General features: G+C 69.1%; 11 protein-coding genes and 1 pseudogene. 8 read left to right on the forward strand and 4 right to left on the reverse strand.

Translation table 11 applies throughout. The features are described 5' to 3' along the window. The first annotated feature begins 11 nt into the window (after positions 1-11). The 5 genes from ACZ7M2_RS39435 to ACZ7M2_RS39455 all read left to right on the forward strand — a co-directional run bounded on the left by ACZ7M2_RS39435 (position 12) and on the right by ACZ7M2_RS39455 (position 4,873). On the forward strand, positions 12-1,004 hold the full coding sequence (locus ACZ7M2_RS39435) for a zinc-binding dehydrogenase (protein WP_471599376.1): 993 nt from the start codon (positions 12-14) through the stop codon (positions 1,002-1,004). A 291-nt stretch (positions 1,005-1,295) separates the two neighbouring features. Further along, entirely contained in the window at positions 1,296-1,814 is a 519-nt protein-coding gene (locus ACZ7M2_RS39440; protein ID WP_471599377.1) for a VOC family protein, read from the forward strand. A 25-nt stretch (positions 1,815-1,839) separates the two neighbouring features. After that, on the forward strand, positions 1,840-2,355 hold the full coding sequence (locus tag ACZ7M2_RS39445; RefSeq protein WP_471599378.1) for a carboxymuconolactone decarboxylase family protein: 516 nt from the start codon (positions 1,840-1,842) through the stop codon (positions 2,353-2,355). 56 nt (positions 2,356-2,411) lie between these two features. Beyond that, positions 2,412-3,512 carry an MBL fold metallo-hydrolase gene (locus tag ACZ7M2_RS39450; RefSeq protein WP_471599379.1) on the forward strand — a complete coding sequence of 367 codons (1,101 nt, stop codon included), beginning with the start codon at positions 2,412-2,414 and terminating at the stop codon, positions 3,510-3,512. A 401-nt stretch (positions 3,513-3,913) separates the two neighbouring features. Then, positions 3,914-4,873 carry a LysR family transcriptional regulator gene (locus ACZ7M2_RS39455; protein ID WP_471599380.1) on the forward strand — a complete coding sequence of 320 codons (960 nt, stop codon included), beginning with the start codon at positions 3,914-3,916 and terminating at the stop codon, positions 4,871-4,873. Between the two features lie 38 nt (positions 4,874-4,911). Here ACZ7M2_RS39455 and ACZ7M2_RS39460 read toward each other — a convergent pair whose 3' ends face one another. After that, positions 4,912-6,345 carry an aminopeptidase P family protein gene (locus ACZ7M2_RS39460; protein ID WP_471599381.1) on the reverse strand — a complete coding sequence of 478 codons (1,434 nt, stop codon included), beginning with the start codon at positions 6,343-6,345 and terminating at the stop codon, positions 4,912-4,914. A gap of 248 nt (positions 6,346-6,593) precedes the next feature. Between ACZ7M2_RS39460 and ACZ7M2_RS39465 the strand changes: the two genes are divergently transcribed. Next, positions 6,594-8,600 carry a collagenase gene (locus ACZ7M2_RS39465; RefSeq protein ID WP_471599382.1) on the forward strand — a complete coding sequence of 669 codons (2,007 nt, stop codon included), beginning with the start codon at positions 6,594-6,596 and terminating at the stop codon, positions 8,598-8,600. Positions 8,601-8,815: 215 nt separating this feature from the next. On the opposite strand, the gene ACZ7M2_RS39470 is transcribed toward ACZ7M2_RS39465, so the two are convergent. Then, positions 8,816-9,349 carry a TetR family transcriptional regulator gene (locus tag ACZ7M2_RS39470; protein WP_471599383.1) on the reverse strand — a complete coding sequence of 178 codons (534 nt, stop codon included), beginning with the start codon at positions 9,347-9,349 and terminating at the stop codon, positions 8,816-8,818. 121 nt (positions 9,350-9,470) lie between these two features. Here ACZ7M2_RS39470 and ACZ7M2_RS39475 point away from each other — a divergent pair, with 121 nt between their 5' ends. Then, complete coding sequence (locus ACZ7M2_RS39475; protein WP_471599384.1) at positions 9,471-9,935, forward strand: SRPBCC family protein; 465 nt, start codon at positions 9,471-9,473, stop codon at positions 9,933-9,935. Positions 9,936-10,722: 787 nt separating this feature from the next. Further along, the gene (locus tag ACZ7M2_RS39480; RefSeq protein WP_471599385.1) at positions 10,723-12,315 is read left to right on the forward strand and encodes an FAD-binding oxidoreductase; all 1,593 of its coding nucleotides are present in this window, start codon (positions 10,723-10,725) and stop codon (positions 12,313-12,315) included. 168 nt (positions 12,316-12,483) lie between these two features. Here ACZ7M2_RS39480 and ACZ7M2_RS39485 read toward each other — a convergent pair. After that, positions 12,484-12,738: pseudogene (locus ACZ7M2_RS39485) on the reverse strand (Beta-galactosidase C-terminal domain); the annotation flags it as partial. A 296-nt stretch (positions 12,739-13,034) separates the two neighbouring features. Continuing rightward, on the reverse strand, positions 13,035-14,225 hold the full coding sequence (locus ACZ7M2_RS39490) for an acyl-CoA dehydrogenase family protein (protein WP_471599386.1): 1,191 nt from the start codon (positions 14,223-14,225) through the stop codon (positions 13,035-13,037). Positions 14,226-14,230 lie beyond the last annotated feature (5 nt).

A 14,230-nucleotide genomic window follows, 5' to 3' on the forward strand; every position in this document is an offset into this window, starting at 1 on the left:
GAGAACCACTGATGACCAGCACCATGCGGGCGCTCATGGGCGGCGCCGGACCCGATTGGGACGTCCGGAACGTCGGCGTACCGACACCGGGGCCGGGACAGATCCGCGTCCGCGTTCGGGCCGCCGCCGTCAACAGGGCGGACCTGTACATGCTGCAGGGCACCTACACCCCCCGGGCGAAGACGAGCGACCTGTTCACCGCCGGCCTCGAATTCGCCGGTGAGGTCGACGCGATCGGCGCCGACGTGCGCCACCGGGCGGTCGGCGACCGGGTCATGGGCGTCACCCTCGGCGCCTTCGCCCCTTACGCCCTGGTCGACCACCGACATGTGATCACGGCGCCGGAGTGCCTGTCGTGGACCGACGCCGCGGCCCTGCCGGTGGCGCTGGCGACCGAGCACGACGCCCTCGCCCAGGGCGGATTCGGCCTGAAGCAGAGCGTCCTCGTCGTCGGCGCCACCTCGTCGGTCGGGCTGATCGGCGTACAGCTGGCCAAAGCGCTCGGCGCGTCCCAGGTCATCGCGACCACCACCTCCGACAGCAAGGCCGTTGCCCTGAAATCCGTCGGCGCGGACGTCGTCGTCAACACGGCGTCCGAGAACCTCGCCGAGGCCGTGGCCGGCGCCACCGGCGGCGCCGGGGCGGACCTCACTCTCGACCACGTGGGCGGGCAGCTCTTCGCCGACACCTTCCTGGCCACGCGCGTCGGCGGCACCGTGGTCAATGTCGGACGGCTGGCCGGGGCCGAGTCCACCATCGACCTCAACCAGCTGTCGTTCCGCCGCCTGCGCGTTCTCGGTACGACCTTCAGCGTGCGCACGCCCGACGAACTCGCCGACGTCTGCGCCGCCCTCGCCAGCGATGTCGTACCCGCCGCGGCGGAAGGCCGGGTCCGAGCTGTCGTCGACCGCGTCTTCGCCTTCGACGACGCCAAGGCGGCGGCGGACCACATGCGTTCCAACACGGCCACGGGAAAGATCGTGCTGGAGATGCCGGCGTCATGACGCACACCGTCACCCCGTCCGCCGGCCTCGGTCGGCTGCGGGATCGCAGGATCGTCGTCGACGGCGGCCTCGCGGCACTAAGCGCTCCGCTGGAAGTACCGGGATGTGCCGTCGATCGTCTGCGGCGCCCTCGTGTCTGGTCGCGCAGTTCCCCGCGCCCCTTCAGTTCGCTGCCGCACCGCAGCGGACTTCGCCCGGCCCGCTCAGTTCCGCTGTCCGTCGCGTCCCCGCCGGCGGAATGACATCACGCGCACACAGCACTTCCCCACAGAGACAAGAAAGAGTCACCTCATGAGCCGCATCTTCGGACAGATCGCCCAGATCGGGTACGTCGTTCGCGACCTGCACGCCGCGATGGAGTTCTGGGTCGCCCAGGGCGTCGGTCCCTGGTACTACCAGGACCCGGTGCAGACGGACTGGTTCACGTACCGGGGCGCCGACTCCGGCATGCGGATGGCCGCGGCGATCGCCAACTCCGGTGATGTGCAGATCGAGTTGATCCAGCCGCTCAACGACGAGCCCTCCCTCTACAAGGACTTCCTGGACGCCGGGCACGAGGGTGCGCAGCACGTCGCCTACTGGACCGACGACTACCAGGAGCTCTACGACCGCGCCCTGTCCCTCGGCTACACCGTCGCCCAGGAGGGTGCCGTCCAGGGCGGCCGCTTCGCCTACCTCGACACCGAGACGCTCCCCGGCACGGTCATCGAGATCTCCGACATCGGCGGCGCCAAGGGCGAACTCTTCGCGGCGCTGCGGGAGATGGCGGCCCGGTGGGACGGCACCAACCCCATCAACAAGGTCGGCTGACACCGCCGCACGAAGGAGAGAACCGATGAGCATGGAATACCCCGACCTGGCCGCGCTCCCCGCCGACCTGCAGAAGATCGCCGCCGAGCGGTCCGGCGTCAACATCTACCGCATGGTGTTCCACTCGCCTGCCCTGGCTCCCGCCTTCCTGCGGATGGCCGACGCGATCTTCCAGGGAGCCCTGCCGCACCCCTTGCGCGAACTCGCCATTCTCCGGGTCGGGCACGCCTACCGGGCGCCGTACGAGATCCACCACCACGAGAACATCGGTCGGCTCCTCGGGCTCGACGAGGCCGGCATCGCCGCCGCCGAGACCGGTTCGGCCGAGGGGCTGTCCGCGGAGCAGGTGGCGATCCTCGCCCTGACCGACCGGCTGCTGGAGCAGCACACCCTGACCGAGGCCGAGCGCGCCGAGGCGCTCTCCTTCCTCACTGCCGGGCAGCTCTCCGACCTGGTCCTCACGGTCGGCTTCTACCAGTTGGTCTGCAACTTCCTCAACACCTTCGGCGTGACGACCGAGGGCGAGCAGGCCCCCTACTGAAGGCCCTCCTCAAAGCCCCTCCACACAGCCCCCGTTCACATCCTCCGGGAGGATCGATGAAGCTCGCCTGGCAGGACTCCGATGTCCTCGACATGCCCACCCTGGGCACCCGCGTCACCGCCTTCGACGGCCTGACCGAGGTGCCCGGCGGCTACGGCGCCACACTCGCGTGGGCCCGCAACCGGGCCAAGGCCTTCCGCGCCGAGTTCGCCACGACCGGCACCCCGGACAGCGTCGCGACCTGCGACCTGATCACGCTGCCGTACCCGACCAAGTTCGGCCTGTTCCGGGCCAGTCGGGCGATCGCACCGTTCGTGTCGATCACCAACCGCATGCTGGTGGTGCGGTGGACGGAGAGCGACGGACAAAAACGGGTGCTGCTGTTCGAGCCCAGCGATCACGAACTGGGCCAGAACACGCCGTACTTCGCCGCACTGATCCGTCGCACCCCGCGGCCCCTGCAGTCGCTGCTCACCACCGAACACGGCACGGTCCTGGGCCACTTGGCCCGCCTCGGCATCAAGCCGGAGGACGTCGACTACCTGCTCTTCGACCACCTGCACACCCAGGACCTACGCCGCTGGGTGGGCACCACCAGCCCTCAGTCCGACCTCGGCGGCGTCGTACAGCCCGCCCTCCCCAACGCCAAGGTCATCGTGCAGCGCCACGAGCTGCTCGCCATGTCCCAGTTGCACCCGCTGCAACAGCCCTGGTACCAGCCGCAGACCTACCAAGACGTACGGCCGGACGCGTTCCTCCCCGTCGACGGTTCCCTGATCCTCGGCCCCGGCGTCGCCGTGATCGAGACCCCGGGGCACGTGCTCGGCAACCAGACCATCGTCCTCAACACCTCCACCGGCATCTGGGCGAGCAGCGAGAACGTCATCGCAACCGAGTGCCTGACCCCCGAGCACTCCCGCATGCCGGGCATCGCCCGCTGGGCCCGCACCTGGGGCCAGGAGGTCGTCCTCAACGCCAACACCATCGAGACGACCGCCGAGCAGTACAACTCTCTGATCGTCGAGAAAACACTGGTGGACCGCTCCCAGGCCGATCCCCGGTTCGTGCAGTTCTTCCCCTCCAGCGAACTGACCGCCTCCTGGGCCAACCCGGGAACGTCGCCCACTTTCACCCACAGGGCGATCGCACACTCGTGAGGGGGCCGGCCGAAAGCCGGACGAGGACGGCCGCGCCCGTGCACGCCTGCGGCCCTGTCACTCGCGGACCTGACAACGGCGCGGCTCTCCGACGACCAGCCCGACGATGCGGCGACCTCGGTGAGGGTGTCGACGAAGGCATCCGACAGCGCCCGCGCCGTGGCCGGGGCAGGTGCGCCCCGAGGCCGCACGCGCGGTTGCGAAACTGTCTGCGGAGAGGGTGTAGTGGGCAGCCTCTGTCACCCTCGACGCCGGAGTTCCTGGCTCCCTTCGATGCCATGCGCGACGCGCCGATCGCTCTCCCCCGGGTTGGTGCCCGTCTGCCGACCCCGCGATGAACCACCGCTAGAGTCGCCCGGTGACCGCGGACGGCAGGAGCGTCGAGACGAGGAGCCCGGACGATGGACCTGGAGCTTCGGCATCTACGGATCTTGTGTGCGATCGCCGACGCCGGGAGTCTGGGGCGAGCCGCGGCGCTCCTGAAGTACTCACAGCCGGCGATGAGCACCCAACTGCGGCGGATCGAGCGGCTCTTCGGCGAGGACTTGTTCGTGCGTACCGCGTCGGGAGTCGAGCCGACCCGGTACGGCCTCGAGATCCTGACTCAGGCGCGCGACATTCTGACCCGTGCGGATGCCATCAGGCGTCGCCCGGCGGGGGACGGCGTCGGAGCACCCCGGGTCCTGCGCCTTGCGGCGACCAACTCGCCCGTCCTGTCCGGCATGGTCGTCCGCATACGCAGCCGGAGGCCTGATCTCACCCTGACGGTGAGCAGCGTCTACCCGTCGTCGGAGATAGTCGAGCACTTGGAGAAGGGCGAGCTGGACGCCGCGATCGCCGCGGACTACCCCGGAATGGAGCTTCGGCACTCCGCGGCCGTGGCGCATCGCGAGATCGTCAACGAACCCGCGTTCGTAGCCCTGCCCGCCGGTCATCGGCTCAAGCACCGCATGGAGGTCCCCCTCGCCGAACTCGCCGACGAGGCCTGGTTCCTGACCCCCGACGACGGTGCCGGCTGGCCGGGTGTGTTCTACGCGGCCTGCGCGGCAGCCGGGTTCACGCCCACGGCCGTCCATGAGTACCTCGGTGACCGGCTCCAGCTCCAGGACATGATCGCCGAGGGACTCGGCGTCTCCATCGTGCAGGCTACGACCCGGCCGAACCGGGGCGTGATCGTCAAACCGCTGACCGGCACACCGCTGTGGACCCGCTATCTGCTCGCATGGCGCCGCGACCAGGTCACGGAGGACATCACGGAGACACTGTTCAGCTCCGCGCACGCGTCCTACCGCGACCTCATCACGCGGTCGGCGCACTTCCAGGCGTGGGCGGCGCAGACGTTCCGTCTGCCGCGTTCCTAGCGCCGGTTACGGCGGCGCCCGCGCCTTGCGACGCAGGATCAGGCCAGGAGCTCGCCCATCCACGTCTCGATCGCCGACGCGGTGCGCGGCAGCGCCGACGACATGAGGCGGGCGCCGTCCTGGGTGATGACCAGATCGTCCTCGATGCGCACGCCGACGCCGCGCAGCTCCGGCGGCAGCGTCAGGTCGTCCGGCTGGAGATACAGGCCCGGCTCGACGGTGAGGACGTGGCCCGCCTCCAGGACGCCGTCCAGGTACTGCTCGGCACGGGCCCCGGCGCAGTCGTGGACGTCCATGCCCAGCATGTGGCCGCTGCTGCACCACGTGTAGCGGCGGAACAGACCGCTCTCGGGCTCAAGGGCCTCGTCCGGCGTCACCGGGAGCAGGCCCCAGGAGTGCAGCCCCTCGGCGATGACCCGCATCGCAGCGAGGTGGAAGTCACGAAAGCGCGCGCCCGGCCGGACCGCTGCGATGCCCGCGTCCTGCGCGGCGAGCACGAGGTCATAGAGGTCGCGCTGCGCGGCGGTGAAGGTGCCGCTCACCGGAAGGGTACGCGTGATGTCGGCGGTGTAGAGCGTGTCCGACTCGACGCCGGCGTCGAGCAGCAGCAGGTCACCGGGATGGACCGGACCGTCGTTGGCGATCCAGTGCAGTACGCACGCGTGCGCTCCGGCGGCGGCGATTGTCTCGTAGCCGAGGCCGTTGCCCTCGAGGCGGGCGCGCAGGCCGAAGACGCCCTCGACCCAGCGTTCGCCGCGCGGATGGCGGACGGCCTCGGGCAGTGCGCGCACGACATCGGTGAATCCGGCCGCCGTGGCGTCCACCGCGATCTGCAGCTGCTCGACCTCCCACTCGTCCTTGACCAGGCGCATCTCGGACAGGAGCGAGGCGAATTCGAGGTCGGCCTCTTCACGGCCGGTGCTGTCGACCAGCGCGTCGATCTCCGGGTCGACGCCGCGCAGCAGGCGGGTCGGCCGCGCGCCGCTCAGCCGGGCGGGCACGTCGTCGAGGCCCTGGGTCGCCACGCCGAGCAGGGAGGAGGCCTCGTCGAGGGTGGCGCGGCGGCCGACCCAGATCTCACCGTAGCGGCGGTCGCGGTAGAACTCCCCGGTGTCGCGCGGGGATCGAGGACGGACGTGCAGCACCGCCTCGTGACCGGAGGCGGTCGGTTCGAGGATCAGGACGCTGCCCGGCTCGGTCCCACCCGTCAGGTACGAGAACGCGGTGTGCGGCCGGAACCGGTAGTCGCAGTCGTTGCTGCGCGCCTTGAGGACGCCTGAGGGAACGACGAGCCGTTCGCCCGGGAAGCGCGCGGACAGCCGGTCGCGCCGTTTGGCCGCCCACGGTGCGATCGACTGCGGGGGCGGATCGACGCGCGGCGAAGACTCCCAGTTCCCCATGAGGAACTCGGCGAGCGCCGAGGAGACCGGAAGGTCGTGCGAACCGGTGTGGAGCGGCTTCTTCGTCGTCATACCGGGATCGTAGGGAGCAGGGGGCCGCCCCGCCCCATACCGTTTTTCCGCCGCACGCATAACACGAGGCGGAGACCTGCTCGGCGTCCCGGCCTGACCGTCAACTGCCTCTGTGGGCCCGGATGTTATGGCCCGCCCCGCCATTGTCGTATCCCTCGGTCCGTTGTCGTTGGCCCCTGTGAGTGGGACGTTCCCCTCACGCCTCGCCGCTCGTGCTCGAAGCGCCCCCCACTCACGAAGGAGCATTGATGCGTCGTCGACCTGCCCTGCCCGGATTCCATCCCGGATGTCCGTCCAGATTCGCGTCCAGATTTCTGGCCGTCAGCCTGGCGGTCAGCGCCCTGATAGCGGGCCTGCTGGCCGCACCGGCCCTCGCAGCAGCCGGACCGAAGACCGCCACAACGGCTGCTCCCATGACCACCGCCGTGACCACGCCCAAGCCGCGCGCGTTGTCGCCGCTCGGCGCGAACACCGCTGCGTCCGATCAAGCAGACGTCCAGAGCGGGCGGCTGGCTGCCGCCCATGTCCGGCCTCTCAGCCCGCAGTTGCCGCAGACCTCCTCGACCTCGAAGGACGGACGGCCTCCCAGCGCCACGCAACACGCGGCAGCCGCGTCGTGCACACCGGCCGACTTCGGCACCCGTACCGAATCCGAACTGGTCGCGTACATCAAGGACTCGACCACCGACTGCATCAACACGCTGTTCGGCATCACCGGTACGGACGCCCGCGACGTGTTTCGCGAGGCGCAGATGGTGACCGTCGCCAACGCTTTCCAGGACGCGTCGCAGTCGTATCCCGGCGACAACTCCACCCACGTGTGGCAGCTCGTACTGTTCCTGCGCGCCGGCTACTACGTCCAGTACAACGACTCGGCCGACGTCGGCGACTACGGCCCGACCCTGGCCGCGGCCACCGAAGGCGGACTGGACGCGTTCACCGCCAACTGCCATTTCATGGACGTCAGTTCGGAGCACGGCAACGTCCTGGGCGACGTCATCATCCTGACGGACAGCGCCAACGAGCAGGCTCACTACCTGGACACGTACAAGAGAGTGCTGAACGCCTACGACAGCTCCTACGACGCCTACTGGAGCATGGAATCGGCCGTCAACGACGTCTTCACCCCGCTCTTCCGCGGCCACTTCAACCCCGCGTTCATCAGCGCTGTCACCGCCGACCCGAGCATCATCGACACGTTGGACTCGTTCACTCTGAACCACATGTCGATGCTGAGCGGGACCTGGTACTTCATGGCCTCCAACGCAGGAACCGAGACGGCGCGCTTCCTCGACACGGCCGGGCTCCAGGACAAGGTACGGCCGATGGTGAAGGGCCTGCTCGACGCCTCCTCGATCACCGGCCCGACCACTCCGCTGTGGGTCGGCGCCGCCGAGATGACTTCCGCGCACGACGCGGCCCAATGCTCGTACTACGACACCTGCGACCTGACGTCCAAGCTCACCGCGGCCGCGCTCCCCATCACCTACAAGTGCGATGACGGGCATACTTTCCTGGCCCAGTCCCTGACCGACTCGGCGCTCGCCGAGGCCTGCAGGAGCGTGCAGGGACAGGACGCCTACTTCCACGGCATTGTCAAGGACAGCGGCCCGGTCGCCGACGACCGCAACACCAACATCCAGATCGTCGTCTTCGCGAGCCCCAGGGACTACCGGACATACTCAGGCTGGATCTTCGGCAACAGCACCGACAACGGCGGCGAATACCTGGAGGGCAACCCCGCCGACCCCAACAACCAGGCCCGCTTCGTCGCCTACGTGAAGAGCATGGGCGACGGCTTCCCGGCGGACATCTGGAACCTGAACCACGAGTACACCCACTACCTCGACGGCCGCTACGACACGTACGGCGACTTCTCCGCGGGCCAGACGGTCCCGGACATCTGGTGGATCGAGGGCTTCGCCGAGTACGTCTCGTACAGCTACCGGGGCGTGCCCGACACCGAGGCGCTCTCCGATGCCGGGAAGCACACCTACGCCCTGAGCACCCTGTGGCAGAGCACGTACGCCAACTCCGACCTGACCCGCACCTACCCATGGGGCTACCTGGCCGTCCGCTACATGATCGAGAACCACCCGGACGACGTGCAGGCCATGCTCACCAAGTTCCGCACCGGCGACTACGCCGGAGCCTACGCGGTCTACGACACCGGCATCGGCACCCGTGACGACGCGGACTTCGCCGCCTGGCTCGACACTTGCGCGGCCGGCGCCTGCCGGGGGAGCAGCAGCTGACCGAGCGCTGACGGCTGAGCCGGCCGTCCCCTGCCCCTCCCTGTCACCCCGCGGCCTGACAAGGCGGTGGGGTGACACACGTGCCCGACGTACCACTCGCGCCGCTCCTCTCAGAAAGTCCGCGAAGCAGGTCGAGGCGTACCTCTGTCCCGGCGACCGTTGTTCGAACAGTCGTCGCCGTCCAGCCCAGCCGCTTGGCCTGATCGGCGACTCCGTCACTTCGAGCCGTAGTACAGCTGGAGGAAGTCCTCCATCGCCGCGTCGACGCCGGCGCGGTCACCGGTGGCGAGCAGATCGAGCAGCAGACCGCGGACGGTGGCGAGTCCCAGCCTGGCGCGGCTCCGGGCCACGGCAGGGTCCGCCCCTGCGGCGACCTCGGCGGCCACGAGCGGATCCAGCCAGTCCTTCACGAGCCCTTCGAGGAGCGGGGCAGCCTCGGGACGGCCCCGCAGCGCGTGCCCGTAGATTTCGAAGAAGAGCCGCTCCTGACCGGCCAGTCGAGGGTCCGTCAGCTGCTTCCAGAGGAGCCGCGCAGCATCCGCGGGCGAGAGACCGGGTTCCAGGCGCAGCCGGGACAGCAGATCACGCTGGCGCTGCTCCGACGTCCGGACGATCTCGACGAACAAGTGTTCCTTGGAGCCGAAATAGTGGATCAGCATGCGGTGACTGACGCCGATCGCGGCGCCCAGGCCACGCAGGCTCAGGTCCGCGATGCCGTGTGCCGCGACGTAGTCGACGGCCGCGTTCACCAATTCAGCACGCCGGCCCCCGTCCGTGCCGGGCCCTGCCCCACCCTCAGGATGTGGGCCGTCCATGTTCACCACATCAGAAGTGTACCAATTGGTACATGCCCTGTGTACCGTGTGGTACATGAAGTCTGTCACCGTGTCGATCGACGTACCGCAGACGCCCGAGCAGGTCTACGACTTCCTCGATGTCATGGCTCACCACGAGCGATTCACCAACCACTACCTGACCAACTGGCGCTACAGCGGCCCAGGCCGTGGCGTCGGATCGTGCGCCACGGTGACAGCCGCGCTGGGCGGCACGAAGACCGACGTCACCGTCGAGGTCGTCGAGGCCGACCCGCCGCGGCGCATCGTCGAACGGAACGTCAGCGCGGCCGGCCGACGCCTGGCCCAGGGCACCTACACCATCGAACCGCTGCAGACCGGCGGGAGTCACGTGACGTTCACATACGCCTGGTCGCGCGCCCCGCTCGCCGACCGTCTGCTGACACCCGTCGTCCGGGCCACGATACGACGCGCCAACCGCACGGTCATGCAACGCCTGGCCACCGAGTTGGCTCGCCATGTGTCCGCTGCCGGATCCTGACATCGGTACATGTCAGCTCTTCCGCCCGACGCAGAAGCCGAGGCCCATAGCGCCCCCGCCCCATGGTTCTTGGCGCAGCAGGCCGAGTGGCATACCGGCCTCCCCCACCTCCGGAGCGACGCACCTGCGCCCAGATGTCTCATGAGACATGGCTCAGTCTGGAGAACGGCGGCCGTCCGTCCTGGTGAGCAACTGCTCACGATGGAGGGTCCGCAAGCCGCTCCGCAAGCCGCCCGGTGTCCGCGATCCGGGCGACGGGCGGCGCGAACGCGACCTGGGAGCCTCTCAGCGCGTACCGCTCGGGGGCACCGTTCACCCCGTGCTTCCCCGCCTGGACCTCCGGGCACGCCAACTTCACGGCTGCGTGGGCAACTGCGATGCAGCACTTCTTCGACCGTGACGACGTCTCGTTCACCGCGCACTCCGAGGATCCGCACACCCTCGAGGCGTACCGCCGGATCAACAGCTTCAGCCAGATCGCCGAGGAGGGCGGGAGATCGGTACCAACGTCGGCGACGACGTGTTCGCCAACTCGCTGCAGCCGACACGACCGGACCAGCCGCAGGCGTACTGAAACGACACCCGTCCATCGGGCGTAGCCAGGCATGGTGCGTTCGACGGGCCGGCGGTACCGGTTTCTGAGCTGTTTGGCGGTGCGTCTCTCGTCCTTTCGCGTGGTGGGTCTGGCGAGTGGACGGCAGACGGGGATGGCGCCGGTCGACGACCAGTGAACTGGCCCATGGAATCGCAGGACGAGCCTGCGACCGCTGCGTGAGGGTAGGTCACTGTGATCGACAGGCGGGACGTGCTGCGGGCAGGTGTGCTGGGCGGCGTCGGTGGGGCGCTGGGTCTGCAGGCACCGGAAAGTACGGCTGCGGCAGCTGAGGCGGCAGGGCCGGTCGGCGCTCGGGACTGGAAGCGGCTGGCTGACGCGCTGTCCCCCGGGGCCACGCTCTACCGGCCGCACGGCTCTGAATACGAGTCGCTGGCCCTGCCGTTCAACCACAGGTACGCCGGAATTCGACCTGCCGGCATTGTCGCCTGCGCGACCACCGAGGACGTGTCCGCATCGATCCGCTGGGCTCGCTCGGTGGGGCTGCCCGCCGTGCCGCGCTCCGGGCTGGGACACAACTACGCCGGATTTTCGACCACCACGGGCCTGCTGCTGAACATGGCCCGCATGAAGAGCATCGTCTCCACCCCGGCGCCGGGCGGTGCCCGCTCCCGGGTCTACGGGCCGATGAAGGTCGTGCACGACGCCGGTACCGTCACCGTGGGCGCCGGCGTCACCAATGGCGACCTGCACCCGCTCTTGGAGGACCACGGCATGTTCGTGCCGACCGGTCGTTGCCCCAGCGTCGGGGTCGCGGGGCTGGTGCTCGGCGGCGGTATCGGCTTCAGCGACAAGATGTTCGGCCTGACCTGTGACCGGCTCATCGCCACAACCGTCGTGCTCGCCGACGGACACAGGGTCAAGGCCGACAAGGACTCGCACCCCGACCTGTTCTGGGCCTGCCGCGGCGGAGCCGGCAACAACTTCGGTGTCCACACCTCATTCACCTTCCAGTACGAGCAGTTCGAAGGCACCGTGGGCTTCTACCAGCTCCGCTGGAGCCTGGACTCCGTACTGCCGGTGATCGACGCCGCACAGCGCATCGCCCAGGACACCGCAGGCGACAGGCGGTTCCATCTGCGGCTGGGCATCGGCACCAACGGGACGACCCGGACGCAGATCCATGCGAACGCCAACGTCAACGCCATCGGCCAGTTCTACGGCACCGTCCAGGAACTGCGGGCCATCCTCGACCCGCTGCTCAAGATCGGCACGTCCGAGGAACGCGACCGCAACAGCGCTTCCGTTCGTCAGGTCACGCCCGGTGAGGCGAGCGAACTGCTGAGCGCCACCACACCGATCGACCGCTTTGCCACCAAATCGGCGATCCTGGACTCCCGCACCCTCTTGACCGATCAGCAGGTCGGCGCGGCAGCCGAGCGCCTGCTGGACTGGCCCGGCAGCAACAACGAGGACGGAGCCGGGTTCGCCATGTTCGCCCTCGGCGGTGAGATCAACGAGGTAGCGCCGAACGCGACCGCGTTCGTACACCGAAACGACCTCTTCGTCTTCGCCGCCGAGACCTCGTGGGCGGACTACGACCGCCCCGACGTCGCCAAGGCCAACCTCCACTGGCTCAAGCAGTTCTACGACGACATCTTCCCCCGCAAGTCGCCCGACCAGGCATACCAGAACTTCCCCGACCCGACGCTGAAGAACTGGCGGGAGGCCTACTACGGCACGAACTACCCCCGTCTGGTCAAGGTGAAGCGGAAGTACGACCCGACCGGCTTCTTCGACTACCCGCAAGCAATCGGCTCAAGTTGAGCCCTGAGTCCGTTGGGCTCGACCTTGTCGAGGCCTGTGCTCCGCACTTCGGGCGCGAGCGGCAGCACGGTGGTGGTGCCCGGCCCTCGGGACGCGGCCCCGGCCGGGGGTCATGCCCGGCAAGCGGGGCCGCGGACCCGGTCCGCGGTCGCGCCCAGCTAACGGACCGCGGCCCGCGGCGCGTTCGCCGGTCAGCAGCTCTGTGCCGTGCGCGTCCAACGGCACCTTGGCATCGGTGGACGTGTGGTTGACGGCGAAGAGACAGGTGCCCGACTCGCCCGTGCGGCGCACCACTTCGACGTCACGCGGCAGCTCGGCGCGGGGCGCGATGCGCGCGTCGCCGGGCGCCCAGCCGAGCAGGGCGTCCAGGCCCTGGGCGCCGAGGCGCGTGGACACGTACCAGGAAGCACCCTTGCCGAGGCGCCCCCCGCGAGGGGGCGAGTAATCCTCGACCGTCACGCGAAGCCCGCGCCGCGACCCGCGCCACGCTGACCACCCTGCCCGGCTCGGGCCCCGTGTTGGCCGCCGACGCGGCGGAGGAGACGCCCGACTGCTCACATCCCACACCAGCGCACTCCACGAGGCCGACGTCGGCCTCGGCGACCGATTTCGCCTGCGCCGACACTTCAGCCTCTACGCGACGCAACTTGCGACAACCTGCGACCAGAATCTGCCCCTTCCCTCTTTTGTGCCAACCAAAGATCCTCGTCACAGCCGGATCAACGCCGGACCCGCGGCATCCCCAGTCCGATCCACGAGATGATTTCGCGCTGGATCTCGTTGTTCCCGCCGCCGAAGGTGAAGATCACCGCCGAGCGGTAGCCGCGTTCCAGCTCGCCGTGCAGGACGGCGCCCGTGGAGCCCTCCTTGAGGACGCCGGGCGCGGCGACGATCTCCATGAGCCAGGCGTACGCGTCCCGGCGGGCCTCGGAGCCGTACACCTTGACCGCGGAGGCGTCCTGCGGGGTGAGGGTGCCCTCCTGGACGGCGTTCACCATCTGCCAGTTGAGGAGTTTCATGGCGTCGAGCCTGGTGTGGGTCTGGGCCAGGCGGCGGCGCACCCAGGGGAGGTCGGCGACGCGGCGGCCGTCGGCGAGCTTGGTGTCCATGGCCCAGCGCTGGACGTCGTGCAGGGCGCGGATCGCCATGGTGCCGTGTGCGGCGAGGGTGACGCGTTCGTGGTTGAGCTGGTTGGTGATCAGCCGCCAGCCCTTGTTCTCCTCGCCGACCCGGCGCGAAACGGGGACGCGGATGTTCTCGTAGTAGCTGGCGGTGGTGTCGTGCGAGGCGAGGGTGTTGATGAGGGTGCAGGAGTAGCCGGGGTCGGAGGTCGGCACAAGGAGCATGGTGATGCCCTTGTGGGGCGGGGCGTCCGGGTCGGTGCGCACGGCGAGCCAGACCCAGTCGGCGGTGTCGCCGTTGGTCGTCCAGATCTTCTGCCCGTTGACGGTGTAGTGGCCGGTGGCCTCGTCGCCGTCCCGTACGGCCCTGGTCTTGAGCGCCGCCAGGTCCGTCCCCGCGTCGGGCTCGCTGTAGCCGATCGCGAAGTCGATCTCGCCGGAGAGGATCCTGGGCAGGAAGTAGTCCTTCTGCTCCGCGGTGCCGAACCGCATGATCGTAGGACCGACGGTGTTCAGCGCCATCAGGGGCAGCGGTACGCCTGCCTGGGCGGCCTCGTCGAAGAAGATGAACTGCTCCATCGGGGTCAGCCCGCGCCCGCCGTACTCCGTGGGCCAGCCCACCCCGAGCCAGCCGTCCCTGCCGAGCCGCCGGATCGTCTCGCGGTAGAACCGTTTCTGGGCGGCCGGGTCGCCGTATCGGGCGTAGGCGTGGTCGGGCACCAACTCGGCGAAGTATCCGCGCAGTTCGGTCCGCAGCCGCTGCTGCTCTGGCGTGTATTCGAGATGCACGGCGC

Source organism: Streptomyces sp. NPDC111507, from assembly GCF_055638955.1.

Excerpts from the sequence above, each read along its gene's own strand:
- ACZ7M2_RS39435 (WP_471599376.1), top strand. The coding sequence starts at position 12 with ATGACCAGCACCATGCGGGCGCTCATGGGCGGCGCCGGACCCGATTGG.
- ACZ7M2_RS39440 (WP_471599377.1), top strand. The coding sequence starts at position 1,296 with ATGAGCCGCATCTTCGGACAGATCGCCCAGATCGGGTACGTCGTTCGC.
- ACZ7M2_RS39445 (WP_471599378.1), top strand. The coding sequence starts at position 1,840 with ATGAGCATGGAATACCCCGACCTGGCCGCGCTCCCCGCCGACCTGCAG.
- ACZ7M2_RS39450 (WP_471599379.1), top strand. The coding sequence starts at position 2,412 with ATGAAGCTCGCCTGGCAGGACTCCGATGTCCTCGACATGCCCACCCTG.
- ACZ7M2_RS39455 (WP_471599380.1), top strand. The coding sequence starts at position 3,914 with ATGGACCTGGAGCTTCGGCATCTACGGATCTTGTGTGCGATCGCCGAC.
- ACZ7M2_RS39460 (WP_471599381.1), bottom strand. The coding sequence starts at position 6,345 with ATGACGACGAAGAAGCCGCTCCACACCGGTTCGCACGACCTTCCGGTC.
- ACZ7M2_RS39465 (WP_471599382.1), top strand. The coding sequence starts at position 6,594 with ATGCGTCGTCGACCTGCCCTGCCCGGATTCCATCCCGGATGTCCGTCC.
- ACZ7M2_RS39475 (WP_471599384.1), top strand. The coding sequence starts at position 9,471 with ATGAAGTCTGTCACCGTGTCGATCGACGTACCGCAGACGCCCGAGCAG.